The sequence below is a fragment of the Pseudomonas sp. St316 genome (assembly GCF_018325905.1).
In the GTDB taxonomy this organism is placed as follows: Bacteria; Pseudomonadota; Gammaproteobacteria; order Pseudomonadales; family Pseudomonadaceae; genus Aquipseudomonas.
In genome coordinates this window covers 5,712,576-5,728,885 of the sequence record NZ_AP021901.1, presented here as the reverse complement: position 1 = coordinate 5,728,885, position 16,310 = coordinate 5,712,576, and the positions used below count along the sequence as shown (strand labels likewise).

At 58.3% G+C, this 16,310-nt stretch carries 15 protein-coding genes, 1 tRNA gene and 1 pseudogene; 14 read left to right on the top strand and 3 right to left on the bottom strand.

All coding sequences use genetic code 11. The features are described 5' to 3' along the window. The first annotated feature begins 109 nt into the window (after positions 1–109). From rbfA to KI237_RS25625, 8 genes are all read left to right on the top strand, one after another. Positions 110–511, top strand: coding sequence for a 30S ribosome-binding factor RbfA (gene rbfA, locus KI237_RS25660; protein ID WP_003177871.1), 402 nt, complete (start codon positions 110–112; stop codon positions 509–511). Between the two features lie 3 nt (positions 512–514). Then, positions 515–1,432, top strand: coding sequence for a tRNA pseudouridine(55) synthase TruB (truB, locus tag KI237_RS25655; protein ID WP_030139793.1), 918 nt, complete (start codon positions 515–517; stop codon positions 1,430–1,432). A 143-nt stretch (positions 1,433–1,575) separates the two neighbouring features. After that, the gene (gene rpsO, locus KI237_RS25650; RefSeq protein WP_003197723.1) at positions 1,576–1,845 is read left to right on the top strand and encodes a 30S ribosomal protein S15; all 270 of its coding nucleotides are present in this window, start codon (positions 1,576–1,578) and stop codon (positions 1,843–1,845) included. 194 nt (positions 1,846–2,039) lie between these two features. Next, positions 2,040–4,145, top strand: coding sequence for a polyribonucleotide nucleotidyltransferase (gene pnp, locus KI237_RS25645; protein ID WP_212797585.1), 2,106 nt, complete (start codon positions 2,040–2,042; stop codon positions 4,143–4,145). A 125-nt stretch (positions 4,146–4,270) separates the two neighbouring features. Next, positions 4,271–4,346: transfer RNA gene (locus KI237_RS25640), tRNA-Thr, on the top strand. A gap of 459 nt (positions 4,347–4,805) precedes the next feature. Next, entirely contained in the window at positions 4,806–4,952 is a 147-nt protein-coding gene (locus tag KI237_RS25635) for a hypothetical protein (RefSeq protein WP_212797584.1), read from the top strand. Beyond that, a complete protein-coding gene (locus tag KI237_RS25630; RefSeq protein ID WP_212797583.1) occupies positions 4,952–5,200 on the top strand; it encodes a hypothetical protein in 249 nt (82 codons plus the stop codon). The genes KI237_RS25635 and KI237_RS25630 overlap by 1 nt, the downstream gene beginning before the upstream one ends. A gap of 775 nt (positions 5,201–5,975) precedes the next feature. Then, a complete protein-coding gene (locus KI237_RS25625) occupies positions 5,976–6,155 on the top strand; it encodes a hypothetical protein (RefSeq protein WP_212797582.1) in 180 nt (59 codons plus the stop codon). 113 nt (positions 6,156–6,268) lie between these two features. Here KI237_RS25625 and KI237_RS25620 read toward each other — a convergent pair whose 3' ends face one another. Together KI237_RS25620 and KI237_RS25615 are read right to left on the bottom strand one after the other, a co-directional pair. Next, entirely contained in the window at positions 6,269–7,576 is a 1,308-nt protein-coding gene (locus tag KI237_RS25620) for a hypothetical protein (RefSeq protein ID WP_212797581.1), read from the bottom strand. Between the two features lie 417 nt (positions 7,577–7,993). Beyond that, positions 7,994–8,539 (bottom strand): hypothetical protein, encoded by a 546-nt coding sequence (locus KI237_RS25615; RefSeq protein ID WP_212797580.1) that lies wholly within the window; start codon positions 8,537–8,539, stop codon positions 7,994–7,996. A 304-nt stretch (positions 8,540–8,843) separates the two neighbouring features. On the opposite strand from KI237_RS25615, the gene KI237_RS25610 reads away from it, so the two are divergent. Continuing rightward, a complete protein-coding gene (locus KI237_RS25610; RefSeq protein WP_192263063.1) occupies positions 8,844–9,149 on the top strand; it encodes a DUF6388 family protein in 306 nt (101 codons plus the stop codon). 38 nt (positions 9,150–9,187) lie between these two features. On the opposite strand, the gene nadC is transcribed toward KI237_RS25610, so the two are convergent. After that, a complete protein-coding gene (gene nadC / locus KI237_RS25605) occupies positions 9,188–10,036 on the bottom strand; it encodes a carboxylating nicotinate-nucleotide diphosphorylase (RefSeq protein WP_212797579.1) in 849 nt (282 codons plus the stop codon). A gap of 226 nt (positions 10,037–10,262) precedes the next feature. Here nadC and KI237_RS25600 point away from each other — a divergent pair, with 226 nt between their 5' ends. The 5 genes and pseudogenes from KI237_RS25600 (at position 10,263) to KI237_RS31145 (ending at position 16,281) form a co-directional block, all read left to right on the top strand. Further along, the gene (locus tag KI237_RS25600) at positions 10,263–12,476 is read left to right on the top strand and encodes a DUF1631 domain-containing protein (protein WP_212797578.1); all 2,214 of its coding nucleotides are present in this window, start codon (positions 10,263–10,265) and stop codon (positions 12,474–12,476) included. A gap of 64 nt (positions 12,477–12,540) precedes the next feature. Next, the gene (gene ampD / locus KI237_RS25595) at positions 12,541–13,101 is read left to right on the top strand and encodes a 1,6-anhydro-N-acetylmuramyl-L-alanine amidase AmpD (RefSeq protein ID WP_212797577.1); all 561 of its coding nucleotides are present in this window, start codon (positions 12,541–12,543) and stop codon (positions 13,099–13,101) included. Further along, the gene (ampE, locus tag KI237_RS25590; protein ID WP_212797576.1) at positions 13,098–13,934 is read left to right on the top strand and encodes a regulatory signaling modulator protein AmpE; all 837 of its coding nucleotides are present in this window, start codon (positions 13,098–13,100) and stop codon (positions 13,932–13,934) included. The genes ampD and ampE overlap by 4 nt, the downstream gene beginning before the upstream one ends. A 349-nt stretch (positions 13,935–14,283) precedes the next feature. Further along, a pseudogene (locus KI237_RS31150) lies at positions 14,284–15,375 on the top strand (methyl-accepting chemotaxis protein); the annotation flags it as partial. Continuing rightward, entirely contained in the window at positions 15,352–16,281 is a 930-nt protein-coding gene (locus KI237_RS31145) for a methyl-accepting chemotaxis protein (RefSeq protein WP_502937140.1), read from the top strand. The pseudogene KI237_RS31150 and the gene KI237_RS31145, both read left to right, overlap by 24 nt. The last annotated feature ends 29 nt before the right edge of the window (positions 16,282–16,310 follow it).

The following is a 16,310-nucleotide window of genomic DNA, read 5'->3' as shown; positions in this document are numbered from 1 at the left end:
TGGCTGGTGGACTCTAAACGCAACGCCCGGTCTGGCTTTTGCCAGGCCGGGCGTTTGCCGCTTTCAGACCTCGCGGGTTTCACCGTGGGGCAGTAACAGGTAACAAGACATGGCAAAAGAATACAGCCGTACCCAACGAATCGGCGATCAGATGCAGCGTGAGCTGGCCCAACTGATCCGTCGCGAAGTCAAAGACCCGCGCGTCGGCCTGGTCACCATTACCGCAGTGGAAGTCAGCCGTGACGTCGGTCACGCCAAGATTTTCATCACCGTGATGGGCCAGGACAGCGCCGAAGAAATCGCCCAGAGCATCAAGGTGCTCAACTCGGCCGCCGGCTTCCTGCGTATGCAGTTGGCCCGGGAAATGAAGCTGCGCAGCGTCCCACAGCTGCATTTCCACTACGACGAGAGCGTCGTGCGTGGTGCGCATCTGTCGGCCCTGATCGAACGCGCCGTGGCTGAAGACAGTCAGCACCCGGTTGCCGCTGAACCCGAAGACACCAAGGAGTAGTCGGTGGCTCAGGTCAAACGTATCCGTCGTAACGTCAGCGGTATCATCCTGCTCGACAAGCCGCTGGGGTTCACTTCCAACGCGGCGTTGCAGAAGGTTCGCTGGTTGCTCAATGCCGAAAAGGCCGGGCACACCGGTAGCCTCGATCCGCTGGCCACCGGCGTGCTGCCGCTGTGCTTTGGCGAGGCGACCAAGTTTTCCCAGTACCTGCTCGATTCCGACAAGGGTTATGAAACCCTGGCGCAACTGGGTAAGACCACCACCACGGCGGATGCTGAAGGTGAGGTTTTGCTTGAGCGCCCGGTGACCGTTGGTCAGGCCGATGTCGAAGCGGTGTTGCCGAAATTTCGCGGGCAAATCAGTCAGATACCACCGATGTACTCGGCTCTGAAGCGTGATGGCCAGCCGCTGTATAAACTGGCTCGTGCAGGCGAAGTAGTGGAGCGTGAACCGCGTTCTGTTACTATTGCGCGCTTGGAATTGCTGGCCTTTGACGGTAATACTGCGCGGCTGGCCGTGGATTGCAGCAAAGGCACCTATATCCGGACCCTGGTGGAGGATATTGGTGAACAGCTCGGCTGTGGCGCGTACGTGGCAGAATTGCGACGGACCCAGGCCGGGCCTTTCACGTTGGCCCAGACGGTTACGCTGGAAGAGCTTGAAGCGGTACATGCCGAAGGCGGCAACGAAGCGGTCGACCGTTTCCTGATGCCATCGGACAGCGGGTTGCTGGATTGGCCGCTGTTGCAGTTCTCGGAACACAGTGCGTTCTACTGGCTCAACGGCCAGCCGGTACGTGCCCCGGATGCGCCGAAGTTCGGCATGGTCCGGGTGCAGGATCATAACGGTCGCTTCATCGGTATCGGTGAAGTGAGCGAAGACGGGCGCATTGCGCCGCGTCGACTGATTCGGTCGGAATGACCGGAACCAGCCTGTGTAACAGCAGGTTGGCGAGTGTGGCTGTTAACAGGCACGGTCACTACTCATTTATAGATACAGGGATTTGTCCCTGGCCTGTTGAAGCTGTTTCCTTGAAACAGTTTCCTGACTAAAAGGATTGCCTCATGGCTCTCGACGTTCAAGAAAAAGCTCAAATCGTAGCTGACTACCAGCAAGCTGTTGGTGACACTGGTTCGCCAGAAGTGCAAGTTGCACTGCTGACCCACAACATCAACAAACTGCAAGGTCACTTCAAGGCCAACGGTAAAGATCACCACTCCCGTCGTGGTCTGATCCGCATGGTAAACCAGCGTCGTAAGCTGCTGGACTACCTGAAAGGCAAGGACGTGAGCCGTTACAGCGCTCTGATCGCTCGCCTGGGTCTGCGTCGCTAATCAGCGATTGCGCTAGAGGTTGGTTGTCTGTCGTACGCCAGAGGGTTTCCCGCTGGCGCATGGCAGGCTCCCAGCCTCAAGTTTTATCTGGATACACGTTTTACCCTGGACAGGCGTCGGGCCGATTCCCGCCATTGCCCAAGAATTTCGCAAGAAGACAAGTTCCCCAAGAGCCACAAAGAAGGTAGGACACCGTGAACCCGGTAATCAAAAAATTCCAGTTCGGTCAGTCGACCGTTACCCTCGAGACTGGCCGTATCGCCCGTCAGGCCTCCGGCGCAGTGCTGGTCACCGTTGACGACGACGTCAGCGTATTGGTGACCGTTGTCGGTGCCAAGCAAGCCGATCCAGGCAAGGGCTTCTTCCCTCTGTCTGTTCACTACCAGGAAAAGACTTACGCTGCCGGTAAGATCCCTGGCGGTTTCTTCAAGCGTGAAGGCCGTCCTTCCGAGAAAGAAACCCTGACTTCCCGACTGATCGACCGTCCGATCCGTCCGCTGTTCCCAGAAGGTTTCATGAACGAAGTGCAGGTTGTCTGCACCGTCGTTTCCACCAGCAAGAAAACCGATCCGGACATCGCTGCGATGATCGGTACCTCGGCTGCCCTGGCGATCTCCGGCATTCCTTTCGATGGCCCGATCGGCGCTGCCCGTGTCGCTTTCCACGAAAGCACCGGCTACCTGCTGAACCCGACCTACGAGCAACTGAAAGCCTCGAGCCTGGACATGGTCGTGGCCGGTACTTCCGAAGCCGTGCTGATGGTTGAATCCGAAGCCAAAGAGCTGACCGAAGACCAGATGCTGGGCGCCGTGCTGTTCGCCCACGACGAGTTCCAGGTGGTGATCAACGCCGTCAAGGAACTGGCCGCCGAAGCCGCCAAGCCAACCTGGACCTGGGCTCCTCAAGCCGAAGCCACCGAACTGCTGGGCGCGATCCGTGCCGAGTTCGGCGAAGCGATCTCCCTGGCCTACACCATCACCGTCAAGGCCGACCGTTATGCACGCCTGGGCGAGCTGAAAGACCAGGTCGTTGCCAAGCTGTCCGGCGAAGAAGGCCAGCCGTCTTCCGCTGAAGTGAAAGCTGCTTTCGGTGAAATCGAATACCGCACCGTTCGCGAAAACATCGTCAACGGCAAGCCACGTATCGACGGTCGCGACACTCGCACTGTGCGTCCGCTGAACATCGAAGTCGGCGTTCTGCCAAAGACCCACGGTTCGGCACTGTTCACCCGTGGCGAAACCCAGGCGCTGGTCGTTGCAACACTGGGCACCGCCCGTGACGCGCAACTGCTGGACACCCTGGAAGGCGAAAAGAAAGACCCGTTCATGCTGCACTACAACTTCCCTCCGTTCTCGGTGGGCGAGTGTGGCCGCATGGGTGGCGCCGGTCGCCGCGAAATCGGTCACGGCCGTCTGGCCCGTCGTTCGGTCCAGGCCATGCTGCCTGCCGCTGACGTGTTCCCGTACACCATTCGCGTGGTATCGGAAATCACCGAGTCCAACGGTTCGAGCTCGATGGCTTCGGTCTGCGGCGCCTCCCTGGCCCTGATGGACGCCGGTGTGCCGATGAAGGCGCCGGTTGCCGGTATCGCCATGGGTCTGGTTAAAGAGGGCGAGAAATTCGCCGTCCTGACCGACATCCTCGGTGACGAAGACCACTTGGGCGACATGGACTTCAAAGTGGCCGGTACCGCCAAAGGCGTCACCGCACTGCAGATGGACATCAAGATCAAGGGCATCACCGAAGAGATCATGGAAATCGCCCTGGGCCAGGCCCTGGAAGCGCGCCTGAACATCCTCGGTCAGATGAACCAGATCATCGGTCAGTCCCGTACCGAACTGTCGGAAAACGCTCCGACCATGATCGCGATGAAAATCGACACCGACAAAATCCGTGATGTCATCGGTAAAGGCGGCGCGACCATCCGTGCGATCTGCGAAGAAACCAAGGCTTCGATCGACATCGAAGACGACGGTTCGATCAAGATCTTCGGCGAAACCAAGGAAGCGGCAGAGGCTGCTCGCCAGCGCGTCCTGGGCATCACCGCAGAAGCCGAGATCGGCAAGATCTACGTCGGCAAGGTCGAGCGCATCGTCGACTTCGGCGCGTTCGTCAACATCCTGCCGGGCAAGGACGGTCTGGTTCACATCTCCATGCTGAGCGATGCTCGCGTCGAGAAAGTGACCGACATCCTCAAAGAAGGCCAGGAAGTGGAAGTGCTGGTACTGGACGTGGACAACCGCGGCCGTATCAAGCTGTCCATCAAGGACGTGGCAGCCGCCAAGGCTTCGGGCGTTTAATCACCCCGTGACCTGAGCGCTGAACAAGCAAACGCCCCGACTGGTTCGGGGCGTTTTGCTGTGGGTCGAAAAATCTTCCGGCGCCGGTTGCCGGGCCACAGGGGACGATGCTAGGTTTAGCCTCCGCCCGTGTAGCTCAGTCGGTAGAGCAGCGCACTCGTAACGCGAAGGTCGCAGGTTCGATTCCTGTCTCGGGCACCAGACTAAGTTCCAGCACTTCCTGAAGGGGTCCGCCCTCGCCCACAAGCAGCCTATCCAGGCTGCTTTTTCATTGGTTGGCTGCGACACGCGGTCTTTCCACCGCGCGGATCTGTTTCGCCAGTGCTCAACCTCGCCCGCACCACCGAAGTAACCTAGCGCTTCTGCGATCGTCACCAGTGGATTGGCGCGTATCGACAACCCTTCCTCATCAGGCTCCAGGACAGCGTTGTAAGGCTCCTGAATCACCGAGTGGGGAAGTTCGATCAGTCCCGATGCCGGCAGCGGAGAGTCGCTCACCCTTGCCGCCATGCACCCAGCAGGCAGCAAGCGATTGCTCGGGCAGGGCGTCACCGAAACGGACTGGGCGGTGGGGCGCCTGGCGCGGCCTGAGGACTTGCCAGGAGCAGGCGACACGGGCTGACCGCGAACAGCATTTACCGCATCCAGAGCGCTGATCTGGTGCTGCTGGCGCAGCAGCTTAAAACCACCCCTCAACGGCTCAAAGACCAGGCCGCCACCAAGCTGCTGGGCACGATTCTGGACGAAACCAACATGGCAATCATCGAGCCGGGCGCCTGGGAAAAGGCGACTATCACAACCCGGTGATGCGTAACGTCGACGTCCCGTTAAATATCGATGGGCAATTTTCAAACCCGCAAAACGGCTCGCCCCTCAATGGCTCGACGAACGTTTTCAATTTCAGCAGCTTCAACGGCGGCAAGCTCACTTTTTCAGGAAGCAGTGGAGCGTTCGGGGGAGGGATATTTTCCGGCGACCGAGGCTATGGACTTAATGTGTTCGGTGCCCGTATTTACAACACGCTCATTTATCGAGGAATCGGCGCAATCGTATGAGGCACGTTGTTCGCGTGCGTATTCAAGGACGTGATCTTTCAAGGCTCATCGGTTACGGCTCCAATCGATTTCACTGCGCCAGGATTCGGAGCCCCCTGCACTGCAAACTGGCCTAATCAGATCATCGTTGAGGGAGTGAAATTCCTTGGGAACCGTGATTATGTAATCAAATCTGACGGGGCGTCTGGTCGCTTCGGGGCCTGCCGTTTTCAGATGCAATTGACAGTGCGCTTGCAACACCAGGTGGGATTGTCGATGTTGCTGGAATCACCCAAGCAACCTTGGATCTTTCTTTGAGCGATCAAGCATTCAGGTCATCCGGGATTCGTACTCTATCGAATGTCTTCTCATCGGGTAATGGAATAGGTATATGCGGTCGGCAGGCCGTCGAAGGCACCGTTACCCCTGTGGACGCGAGCGGGGCTGGCCTGGTCTTCACCAGCACAAGCGGCTATTACGTTCAGCACGGGAAATGGGTCTCTGGATACATGAGGGTTACCATTCCGACAACCGCCGATGGTGCTACATTCAAACTTGGTGATCTGCCGCTGCCTGGATTAGGGTTTCCAGAAACGGGCGGGGCAAATATCTCATTCACCAGCGCTGCCGTAGCGGCGCATGCTCGAGTCCTGGGGGCATATGGCTTTACTCAACTATCGGCGTCCCCGTGACCAACGCTCAGCTTTCGGACACTACTCTGACCGTAAGTTTCAGCTATCGGGTTGCATAATAGTTGCTTTGTGTACAATGGGGAAAATCATGGAAGGGGATTGAAATGTATAAGACGCCTATAAGTGGAGTATTTATATCTGGAGTTTTGCTTTCATTAGCCGGAATGGGGATAACAATCAACTTTTTATTGAGATCGAAAGAGATTGAAATTCCCGGAGTGATGATGATTGTTGTCGGTTTCATTCTGGCCTTTTCAGGCTGGAAAAGAAGTCGCAGATACTAGCACTCACGTAATGCTGATAAGGCGCTAGAGGTTTTTCCGTATTCTGTGGGCTGGTCTTATGCGAAGAGGTCCACAAAGACAGTGGCTACCCATGTCTTTGTGGCTGATGTTCATCAGGTGGGCGAAAGCGGGCCAGCAAGGCGATCGCGTTTGCTCGCATACAAAGCTGTCTGGATGCGCAGCAAAGCGCGGTATCCCGCATAGGCTGCGAATACGCACAGCACGATCACCAGTAGACGGGCGTTGAATATTCCGCCGCGAGCGATTAGCGTGAATCCGATACCGCAGAACAGCATGGCGAAACCAAGAATGCTCGGCGCCCTAGTGCGCCGGGAAACGCCCAATATCATCAGAGTCTGACAGATCAATACTACGATCCAGTCCGCATAGAACGCCCAGCCTCCCAGGTGCATCAGCACGTTCGCCTTAAGCGGGAAAGTGATATTCGTGCCACGGATAGCCACTTGAGGATAAAGTGCGCGGGTCTCAGCTGTGGAGATTGGTTTGCTTGGCATCAGCTGACGAGGTATGAATAGCGTCATCGCATCTTCAATGGCATATGCCCTGGGTTCAATCTTGTTGTTCCGGATTGCACTCAAGACATCCTCTGAAATGAATGCGGCATTGTAGTTCAGGTCCTCAAAACTGTTCGTGGGGTCCACTACTACCGATTTTTTGGATCCGGAGAGCTTATCTCCGCGCGCCATGGCCTCAATTGGCGCCACGGGAGCAATCACAATAGGCTCCACGGGGGCACGCATGTTGGTGATGAAAACGTAGGAGATTCCCATCGAGGCAACTGCAAGAATGGAGGCGATCAAAAACTTCAAGAGGCTCACGCGCTGGAACATCAGCATGACAATGAACATCAGCGCGAATAGAATTAGGATTCCGCGCCCACCGCTGAACGACACGATAAGCAGGCTCAGTAGCAGGAAAGTGCCATTCTTCAAAGTGACGCCACTGAAGTACATGTTCATTAGCTGAAGAAGCAGTGCGGAATACATTGCGAGAACTATCCAGGCGCCGCCGTTAGTTACCATGAAACTGTACGTGTGGTAGTTTTTAACGACATGGCCTGGGGAGAGAGTCCCAAAAACTCGATACATGCTCAGCGCCAGAAGAGCCAGAGTTCCCGTTGTTATCAGTGCAAGGGACAGTGTTGATAGACGTTCAAATTTTGGTGAGAATTCGTCGAGAAGACCTAGGCGACGAGAAAGTAAAAATCCAAGTACGGCGACAGCAAGCGCGCAGACCGAGTCTATGATCGTCGCGCCATTCATGTAAGTTGAAGTCAGTACCGGGTATTTTTCAATGCTGAGATACCGGCCGATGAAAAGTATCTGATAAGTGATATAGCATCCAAGTGGCCCAACTAATATCAATGCTATTTTTTTCGTTGTGTTATTAAATATATGCATAAGCCAAATCGCTCCTTTTTGAGCTTTCATAAACCAGGCAGTCGACTACATTAGCCTGATTTGTCAGGCGCTATCTGCAAGCTATTCCATTGCCGGCAATGATCGCATCATAGCGGTCGCCTCAGGAAATAACAGGCGGCGAATCATACCGGATCACGTGCCTGCTTTGAATGGGGTCAGGCATGCAATGGGTTGAACGGTCAGCAATACGCCAGATTTCGTCCTCAAGGCATTTGCCAAGGATGCAGTTAGCAGGGCGGTGGTCTGGTAGACTCCAAAATCATCACCCCTGATGTCGCCCAGGGCCAATGAAAAAGTACATTAGCTAGCACATCATTTCTGAACAGCATCGGTAATGCCCGGTAAATGCTGGGCATGTGCGCTGAGTAAGGGTCCTGTCCCGGGCACCATCCCTCGTTATTTCACTTTCCTGCTCAGCTCCTCGACCGTACGTTTGAGCTGATCCATCTCGCGATCCTGATCGCTGAGCTCCCGTTTCAGGGACGACATCTCGCTGTTGCTCGAACTCGAACTGGAGCCGCTGTTGCGCTTGAGTTCTTCCACTTGCTTGCCAAGGTCGTTCAGGTCGCGTTCCTGTTCCTTGACCGTGCGCTTGAGATCTTCGATCTCCTTGCTGGAACTGGTGCTGGAGCCACCGTTGCGCTTGAGTTCTTCGATCTGGCGGGCCTGTTCGCTGAGGGTGCGTTTCTGGTTTTCCAGTTCGTCAGCGTTGTTCTTCACGGCTTTTGGCAGGTTTTCCAGGGTGCTGGCGGTGACGTTGGTCTTGAGGAGTTTGTACTTATCAAAATCTACATGATGAAGGGCAGCAATGGCGTCGTCGGAAGATGGCCCATCGGAGGAGACTTCAACAGCCGCTTGGGCAACGCCGGCCAAGGTCAGGCTGCCAAGCAGCAAGGTCGCGGTAGCAAGCCGGGTCAACGAACGTTTCGAAAAGCTGCGCATCACTGGGGTTCCTTGTGAAGTGCCGGCATGGCACATGGCTATGACTGGTTATTTTGACAGATGTTCCCAGGCTCCCCTGGTTTCTGATGCGAATGGTTTTTTGTGGGATAGATGTAAAGAACCGTGTAAATCGTCGACAAAACGTCCTATATTCATTGCCTGCATGTGCATCGCCCAGCAGTTTTCAGATGATCCCCGAATGGTTCTGAAGGCCAGATAAACCGGGCTTTTAACGGTTTTTTGCGTCAGAGAGATCCTTGATGATCCAGATCCATCTTCCATTCCCCAGATCAACGAGAACGCCATGACTGTTAAAGCATTGACCCAGGAAGCCAGGCACGAAGAAGCGCTGAAGAAGTACGTGTTGGATGCGCCCCAATTGCTGGAAGAGATCAAGGACTTGTCTGCCGATGATCAAAAAGACCAGATCCAATGGGCGTTCGAGGACGAGGCCGAGGCCCAGGGCCTGCAGCCTTGGGAGTTGACGCTCAAGTACACCAGCACACCTGAAGAGTTCGAGGTGCAGCGCCTTGCGCTGCACAAGGAAGCGGCCGAGGTGCTGGGCGTGGAATGGGATGAGTACTGCGAGATGAACAATCTGGTGGTCTGAAAAAAACGCCAGCCTTTCGAGGCTGGCGTTTTTTGTTGTCAGAGGCTCAAGCGCATCGACAGGTCCACTGCCTTCACATCCTTGGTCATCGCGCCGATCGAGATGTAGTCCACCCCGGTCTCGGCAATCGGGCGCAACGTACTTTCGTTGATCCCGCCGCTGGCTTCCAGCTTAGCCTTGCCGCCATTGAGGCGCACGGCTTCACGCATGTCGTCCAGGCTCAGTTCGTCGAGCATGATGATGTCGGCGTCGGCCGCCAGCGCTTCTTTCAATTCCCCCAGGCTTTCCACTTCGACTTCCACCGGTTTGCCCGGGGCAATCTTGTGGGCGGCAGCGATGGCCTGGGCGATTCCGCCGCAGGCGGCAATGTGGTTTTCCTTGATCAGGAAGGCATCGTACAGGCCGATGCGGTGGTTGTGGCAGCCACCGCAGGTGACCGCGTACTTCTGGGCCAGGCGCAACCCGGGCAGTGTCTTGCGAGTGTCCAGCAGCTTGACCTGGGTGCCGGCGACAAAGTCGGCCAGGTAACGGGCCCGCGTGGCAACGCCGGAAAGCATTTGCAGGAAGTTCAGCGCGCTGCGTTCACCGGTCAGCAGCGAGCGTGCCGGGCCTTCCAAATGGAACAGCGCTTGATTGGGGTTGACCCGGTCGCCGTCGCGCACTTGCCAATGCACCGCGACACGCGGGTCCAGTTGCCGGAACACGGCATCGACCCAGGCCGTGCCACTGATGATCGCCGCGTCGCGGGTAATGATGGTGGCCTTGGCCAGGCGTTCGGCGGGGATCAGTTGCGCGGTGATGTCGCCGCTGCCGATGTCTTCAAGCAGCGCACGGCGCACGTTGGCTTCGATTTCGGCGGTCAGATCGGCGAGACGTAGATTCGGCATAACGGGCTCCACAAACAAAGTGGCCTGATTATAGGGTGTCGAAACCTGCATTTGGTCGTGTCCTCGCAACATTTCCTCATTTCCCAGGTCACTTATTGCGCCGTCTTTCGAGATGGATCACAGAGTGTGCTGGTACGACAGGGTTGTTTTACCCGATAATCCGCCTTTCGATTGACGTCATAGCTTTGACGTTACGAGCCGCACAAAGCCGTTTCAGGAGGCCAGGATGCACAACGACGGGAATGTGGTGCCTTTGCACAAAGTCGCTACCGATCAGGCGAATTCCTCGCCGCTCGCCCGCCTGCCTGTGATTCTGCTTCAGGTTCGTGATAAAGCCGCCCAACAGTTGCGCCTGGGTTTGCAAGGGTTGTTCGATAACGCCGACGACACCTTGTTTGAAATGGCCGACCGGGCACGCGACGACGTCGAGCAGAACCTGTACTTCGAGGCCATGCGGGACCTGCGCCTGAAGCGTAAAAGCATCGAACGTGAATTTATCGAGCAGTTTTTCGAGACCTTCGTCAGTCTCGCCCAATACGACCTGACCCGCGCCACCTTGGCGCCGAACCTGGCGCCAGACAGCCAAGCCCAGCGTTCCCAGGACGAACTGGAGCGGCATCTGGCGGTCGAGGCGATGGTCACTCGGGTGCTCAGGCGCGATGGCGCGTCGCTGGAGCAACTGACGGCCCGGCTCGGTGTGCTGCTGGCCCGACCGCTGGCCATTCAGCACAACCCCCTGAGCCCGGCATTGCTGTGCGAGAAATTCCTGCAGGCCGGGCGCAACCTGGGCGTGGGAATCAAGGTCAAGCTGATCCTGCTCAAGCTGTTCGAGCGTTATGTGCTCAGCGATTGCGACCAAATCTATACCGAGGCCAACCAGTTGTTGGCCGCCACAGGCATCCTGCCAGAGCTCAAGGTTACGCTGGCGCGCCGGGCGTCGGATCGCACCGAGGATAACCCCAGGCCCAACGCCGAGATGGCTGCCAAGCCCAGCGATGCCGAGGTGGATGACAGCGTGCAGGAAGTGTTCGCCGCCTTGCAGAAGCTGTTGATGCAGGTGCGTGGTACTGTCGCGCCGACCCTGGAGCCCAGCGTGCCACCCCAGCCGATCTCTACCCGTGACCTGCTGCGGCTGCTCTCTCATTTGCAGCAATACGTGCCGGCGCCTACCGTTCACGACGAATTCGATTTGCGTAGTCAGCTCGAACAACTGTTGACCCGGGTCAGCGTCAGGAGTGGCAAGTCCCGCGTGGTTGAAGGCACCGATGAAGACGTGATCAACCTGATCTCGATGATGTTCGAATTCATCCTCGACGACCATAACCTGCCAGACTCCTTCAAGGCCCTGATCGGCCGCCTGCAGATCCCGATGCTCAAGGTCGCGGTGCAGGACAAGAGTTTCTTCAGCCGCGGCAATCATCCGGCCCGGCGGCTGCTTAACGAAATCGCGGCCGCGGCCATGGGCTGGGGCGATTGCGACGATCATCAGCGCGACAGCCTGTACCTGCGCATCGAGCAGGTGGTGCAACGCTTATTGAATGATTTCGTCGATGACCCGGCCATCTTCTCCGAACTGCTGGCCGATTTCCTGGCTTTCACCAGTGACGAGCGACGCCGCAGCGAGTTGCTTGAACAGCGTATCCGCGACGCCGAAGAGGGCCGGGCCAAGGCCGAACTGGCGCGCCAGCGCGTCGAAGGGGCGCTGAACCAGGTGATGCTGGGCAAGGTCTTGCCGCAAGCGGTGGTGGAGTTCGTGCAACACGCCTGGAGCCAGGTGTTGTTGCTGACCTGTTTCAAGCACGGCAAGTACTCCGCCGAGTGGCAGGCCGACGTCCTGACCCTGGAGCAATTGATCTGGAGCGTCCAGCCTCACGAAGAACCCGACGCCGGCCTGCGTTTGCTGGCGATGGTGCCGGAGCTGCTCAAGTCCCTGCGTGAAGGCCTGAGCCGTTCGGCGTTCGACCCGTTCGCCACCAGCGAGTTTTTCAGTGAGCTGGAAGCCCTGCATGTGCAGGCGCTGGAACGCACGGGCCAGGCAACGGAACAGGCCCAGTCGTTCGATTCGCCGGCCATGGTCGAGGTGCTGGAAAGAATCGTCCTGCGCCCTGCGCAAAAAACGGCGGGGGAGAACGTGGCGGTGCATTTGCCGGCGGATGATGTCGGCTTGATGCAGGTCGACCAGTTGCGCCTGGGAAGCTGGGTCGAGTTCCAGGAGGACGATGACAACACCCTGCGTTGCAAGCTGGCGGCGATCATCGAGGCCACCGGCAAATACGTCTTCGTCAATCGCACCGGCCTCAAGGTGCTGGAGCACAGCCGCACCAGCCTGGCCCTGGAGTTTCGCCGGGGCGCGGCACGGTTGTTGGACGACACCCTGTTGTTCGACCGGGCGCTGGAGTCGGTACTGGGCAACCTGCGCCAACTCAATCGCGGCAAGTGATCGCGCAGCCCGGTCCGATCACGGCATACTGGCGGCATTCACCGTCGTCATCGAAGGAACCTGTATGCAGTTGGACTCCGCGAGCGGTTGGTGCGAGGGGGTGCGTCATTGCCCATCGCCCAACTTCAATGCGCGCCCCGAAGGCGAAATCTCCCTGCTGGTGATCCACAACATCAGCCTTCCCCCGGCACAATTCGCCACCGGCAAGGTGCAGGAATTCTTCCAGAATCGTCTGGATGTCACGGAACATCCCTACTTTGTCGGTATTGCCGACCTGCGGGTCTCTGCGCACTTTCTGATCGAGCGTGACGGCGCCGTGACCCAGTTTGTCTCTTGTCTGGATCGTGCGTGGCATGCGGGCATCTCGTGCTTCGAGGGGCGCGAGACCTGTAACGATTTTTCCCTGGGCATCGAGCTGGAGGGTACGGATGATCTGCCGTTCACTGACGCGCAGTATGTCGCATTGGTGGACCTGACCCGGCAGTTGCAAGCGGCGTTCAGGGCGATCACTGTGCAGCGTATCTGCGGGCACAGCGATATCGCGCCGGGGCGCAAGACCGATCCGGGGCCGGCATTTGACTGGGTGCGCTATCGCGCGGCCCTGACAGAAGGGGAAGGACAATGAGTTTTCTGGTGTTGCTGCTGGCCGTCTGGATCGAGAAGTTCTCGGCCTTGCGCCAGCGGGTCCAGCGCGACGGCGGTTGGCTGCACGAACTGAACAAGCTCGAGGCGAGCCCACGTTGGGTCAACCGACCCTGGCTGGTGCTGACGGTGATGGTCCTGTTGCCGGTGGCCCTGCTGGCGTTGCTGCTGTGGGTGTTGGAGCCAGTGGCCTATGGTCTGCTGGCATTGCCGGTGCATTTGCTGGTGGTCATTTACAGCCTGGGGCGCGGTGATCTGCTGGCGGACTTGGGGCCATTTCGCGACGCGTGGCGTCGGGAAGACCTGCAAGCGGCGGCCCATGTGGCCAAGCGCGACCTGGACATTGAAGCCAATGACGGTGAGCAGTTGCTGGAGCGGGTCCAGAGGCATTTGCTATGGCAGGCCTACCAGAGCTTTTTCGCGGTGATTTTCTGGTATTTCGTGTTGGGTCCGGTCGCAGCCCTGAGTTATCGACTGCTCGCGTTGGCTGCCGAGCACAGCCAGAACCCCGGCGTGGCCGAGCGGGCCGCGCAAATGCGCCATGCCTTCGATTGGGTGCCGGTGCGGTTGCTGGCGGCGAGCTTCGCCCTGGTGGGCAATTTTGTCGCGGTCAGCCGGGTCATGCTGCATGAGCTGTTGAACTGGAACATCAGTGCCGCCGACCTTATCGACAAGGTCGGCCTGGTGGCGGGCGAGATCCCCCGGCCTGTCGCCGGGCCGGACGGCATCAACAGCCTGGACCGTCTCTGGGAATTGCTGCTGCGTGCGGCGGTGCTCTGGTATGCCGGGTTTGCATTGTGGACGGTGTTGGCCTAAGAGCGGCAACCGCATTCCTTGTGGTGAGGGGATTCTGTGGGAGCAAGGCTTGCCCGCGATACAAGCGATGCGGTCTCTCGTAAACCGAGGCGCCTGCATCGCGGGCAAGCCTTGCTCCCACAAAGCCTTGTTCCAACAGGCTTGCTACACAGATAAATCCCTTGCATAGCTGAACCGTGTCAGTCCTTCTCGTTAACCTTAAGTTACAAATCTCCCCGACGATTTAGGCTATACAGAGGCAGCGCCCGAATAGTGGCTTTCTGCTGTCTCCGTGCGCGAACTCATAACAATAAGAACACTACCGGGAGACTTCCTTGTGAAGAGTTTGCTCTGGCCCGCCGTCGCGTTGATGAACCGCCTGAGCTTCGGCATGAAGTTCAGCCTGATCAGCGTGCTGTTCCTGCTGCCCATGCTGGTGACCAACTTCTTTCTGGTGCGCGATTCCTATCGGGAATTCCAGGGCACGCAAGTGGAGCTGCAAAGTCTCGACCTGCTGGGCAGCAGCCTGGTCCTGCGCCGAGACCTGGAAACCCTCAATAACCTGGTGCAGATCAACGCCAGCCTGGGCCAATCCGGCAAGGCCGGTGATGTGGAAGCGAAGATCGGCAGCCTGGAACAACAGGTCCTCGCGCGGCTGCAAGGCATGACCCCCGTGGCCATCGAGGCTGAGCAGGTCAGTGCCTTCGAGGCCAAGCGCGACGAGATGATCGGTGCTTTCAAGACCCAGCAGGCGGAAAGCTCCCTGCAGAGCAAAAGTGCGCTGATCGGCAAGTTGCTCAACAGCGCCCAGATGTTCAGCCAGATCATCGCCAGCCAGGCGGGGCTGAGCCGCGACAACCAGGGTGATATCCGTCAGCTCAGCGAGTTGATTGTCGGCACGACCCCCAAGGTCACCCAGATCCTCGGCGAAGGCCGGGCGCTGGGCGCATCCTCGTTGGGGCTGGGGTTTCTCAATTCGGCGTCGAGCACCCGCTTTGACGAGTTGCTGGTGCAGATCGAAAAGCTCCAGGGTGAATATGACGTGAAACTGCAGGATGCCTTGGGTTCCAGCAAGGCCGCCGGGCAGGCCCTTGCCGATCAGGCCAATGGCAGCAAGGGCACCCTCAAGAAGGCCAGTGAACTGATTGAAGAGCAGGTGGTGATGGCCGACACGCTCGATGCGCCATGGCCGGCATTTTATGAGCAAGTCAGTGGCCTGATGGAGCAGACCTATCGGCTCAACGAAGGGACCCAGGGCTTCCTGGGTGTGCAGTTGCAGCAGCGTCTGGAGCAGAACCGCAGCCACATGGTGCTGCAAGCCGTGGCGCTGGTGCTGGTGTTCCTGTTGATTTTTTACCTGTACGCCGGTTTCTACGCCTCGACACGTACCACGCTCCAGCACCTGGGCCAGATGATGGACAAGGTGGCGGCGGGGGACATGACGGTCAATTTTGTCGCCCGCAGCAAGGATGAGCTGGGCGAATTGGGTGAAGTGTTCAACGGTACGGTGGCGAAGATCCATGACCTGATCGAACAGGTCGGCCGCACCGTTACGCAAGTCGAACGCCAGGCCGGGCAGGTGGAAACGGTATCGGCCCAGAGCAACCAGGCCGTCGCCGGCCAACGCAGCCAGATCGAACAGGTGGCCACGGCGATGAACCAGATGTCGGCCACGGCCCAGGAAGTGGCCCGCAGTGCCGCTGCTGCGGTGAGCAGTGCCCACAGCGTGAACGACGAGACCCTCAGCGGGCGCGTTCTGGTGGAATCCCAGCAGGGCAGCATCGCCCGCTTGGCCAGTGAGATCGATCAGTCGGTGCAGGTGATCAATCAACTGGCGACCGACAGCCAGGCCATCAGTCGCGTGCTGGATGTGATCAAGAGCATCGCCGAGCAGACCAACCTGCTGGCCCTCAATGCCGCCATCGAAGCGGCCCGGGCCGGTGAACAGGGGCGCGGCTTTGCGGTGGTCGCCGATGAGGTCCGGACCCTGGCCAAGCGAACCCAGCAATCGACCGAAGAAATCGAAGCGATGATCGCCCGTCTGCACGGTGGTGTCGGCGCGGCGGTCAAGGCGATGGGTACTAGCCATGAGATGGCCAGCGGCACGGTCAGCCAATCGGAAAAGGTCCAGCAGGCCCTGGAGAATATCCTCGGCGCCGTCGGCATGATCGTCGACCAGAACCAACAGATCGCCGCCGCTGTAGAGCAGCAGACGGCGGTGGCCCATGACATCGACCAGAACATCGTCGAGATCAACCGCGCCGGCGAACGCACCGCCGAAGGTGCCCACCAGACCGAAGGCGCCAGCCGCGAATTGTCCGCCCAGGTGGTGCAACTCAAGCAGCTGATCAATGCATTTCGGGTGTAATTGCCGCTGATTCACCGCAGGTCTGGTGT

Excerpts from the sequence above, each read along its gene's own strand:
- rbfA (WP_003177871.1), top strand. The coding sequence starts at position 110 with ATGGCAAAAGAATACAGCCGTACCCAACGAATCGGCGATCAGATGCAG.
- rpsO (WP_003197723.1), top strand. The coding sequence starts at position 1,576 with ATGGCTCTCGACGTTCAAGAAAAAGCTCAAATCGTAGCTGACTACCAG.
- KI237_RS25630 (WP_212797583.1), top strand. The coding sequence starts at position 4,952 with ATGCGTAACGTCGACGTCCCGTTAAATATCGATGGGCAATTTTCAAAC.
- KI237_RS25625 (WP_212797582.1), top strand. The coding sequence starts at position 5,976 with ATGTATAAGACGCCTATAAGTGGAGTATTTATATCTGGAGTTTTGCTT.
- KI237_RS25620 (WP_212797581.1), bottom strand. The coding sequence starts at position 7,576 with ATGCATATATTTAATAACACAACGAAAAAAATAGCATTGATATTAGTT.
- KI237_RS25615 (WP_212797580.1), bottom strand. The coding sequence starts at position 8,539 with ATGCGCAGCTTTTCGAAACGTTCGTTGACCCGGCTTGCTACCGCGACC.
- KI237_RS25610 (WP_192263063.1), top strand. The coding sequence starts at position 8,844 with ATGACTGTTAAAGCATTGACCCAGGAAGCCAGGCACGAAGAAGCGCTG.
- nadC (WP_212797579.1), bottom strand. The coding sequence starts at position 10,036 with ATGCCGAATCTACGTCTCGCCGATCTGACCGCCGAAATCGAAGCCAAC.
- KI237_RS25600 (WP_212797578.1), top strand. The coding sequence starts at position 10,263 with ATGCACAACGACGGGAATGTGGTGCCTTTGCACAAAGTCGCTACCGAT.
- ampD (WP_212797577.1), top strand. The coding sequence starts at position 12,541 with ATGCAGTTGGACTCCGCGAGCGGTTGGTGCGAGGGGGTGCGTCATTGC.
- ampE (WP_212797576.1), top strand. The coding sequence starts at position 13,098 with ATGAGTTTTCTGGTGTTGCTGCTGGCCGTCTGGATCGAGAAGTTCTCG.
- KI237_RS31145 (WP_502937140.1), top strand. The coding sequence starts at position 15,352 with ATGACGGTCAATTTTGTCGCCCGCAGCAAGGATGAGCTGGGCGAATTG.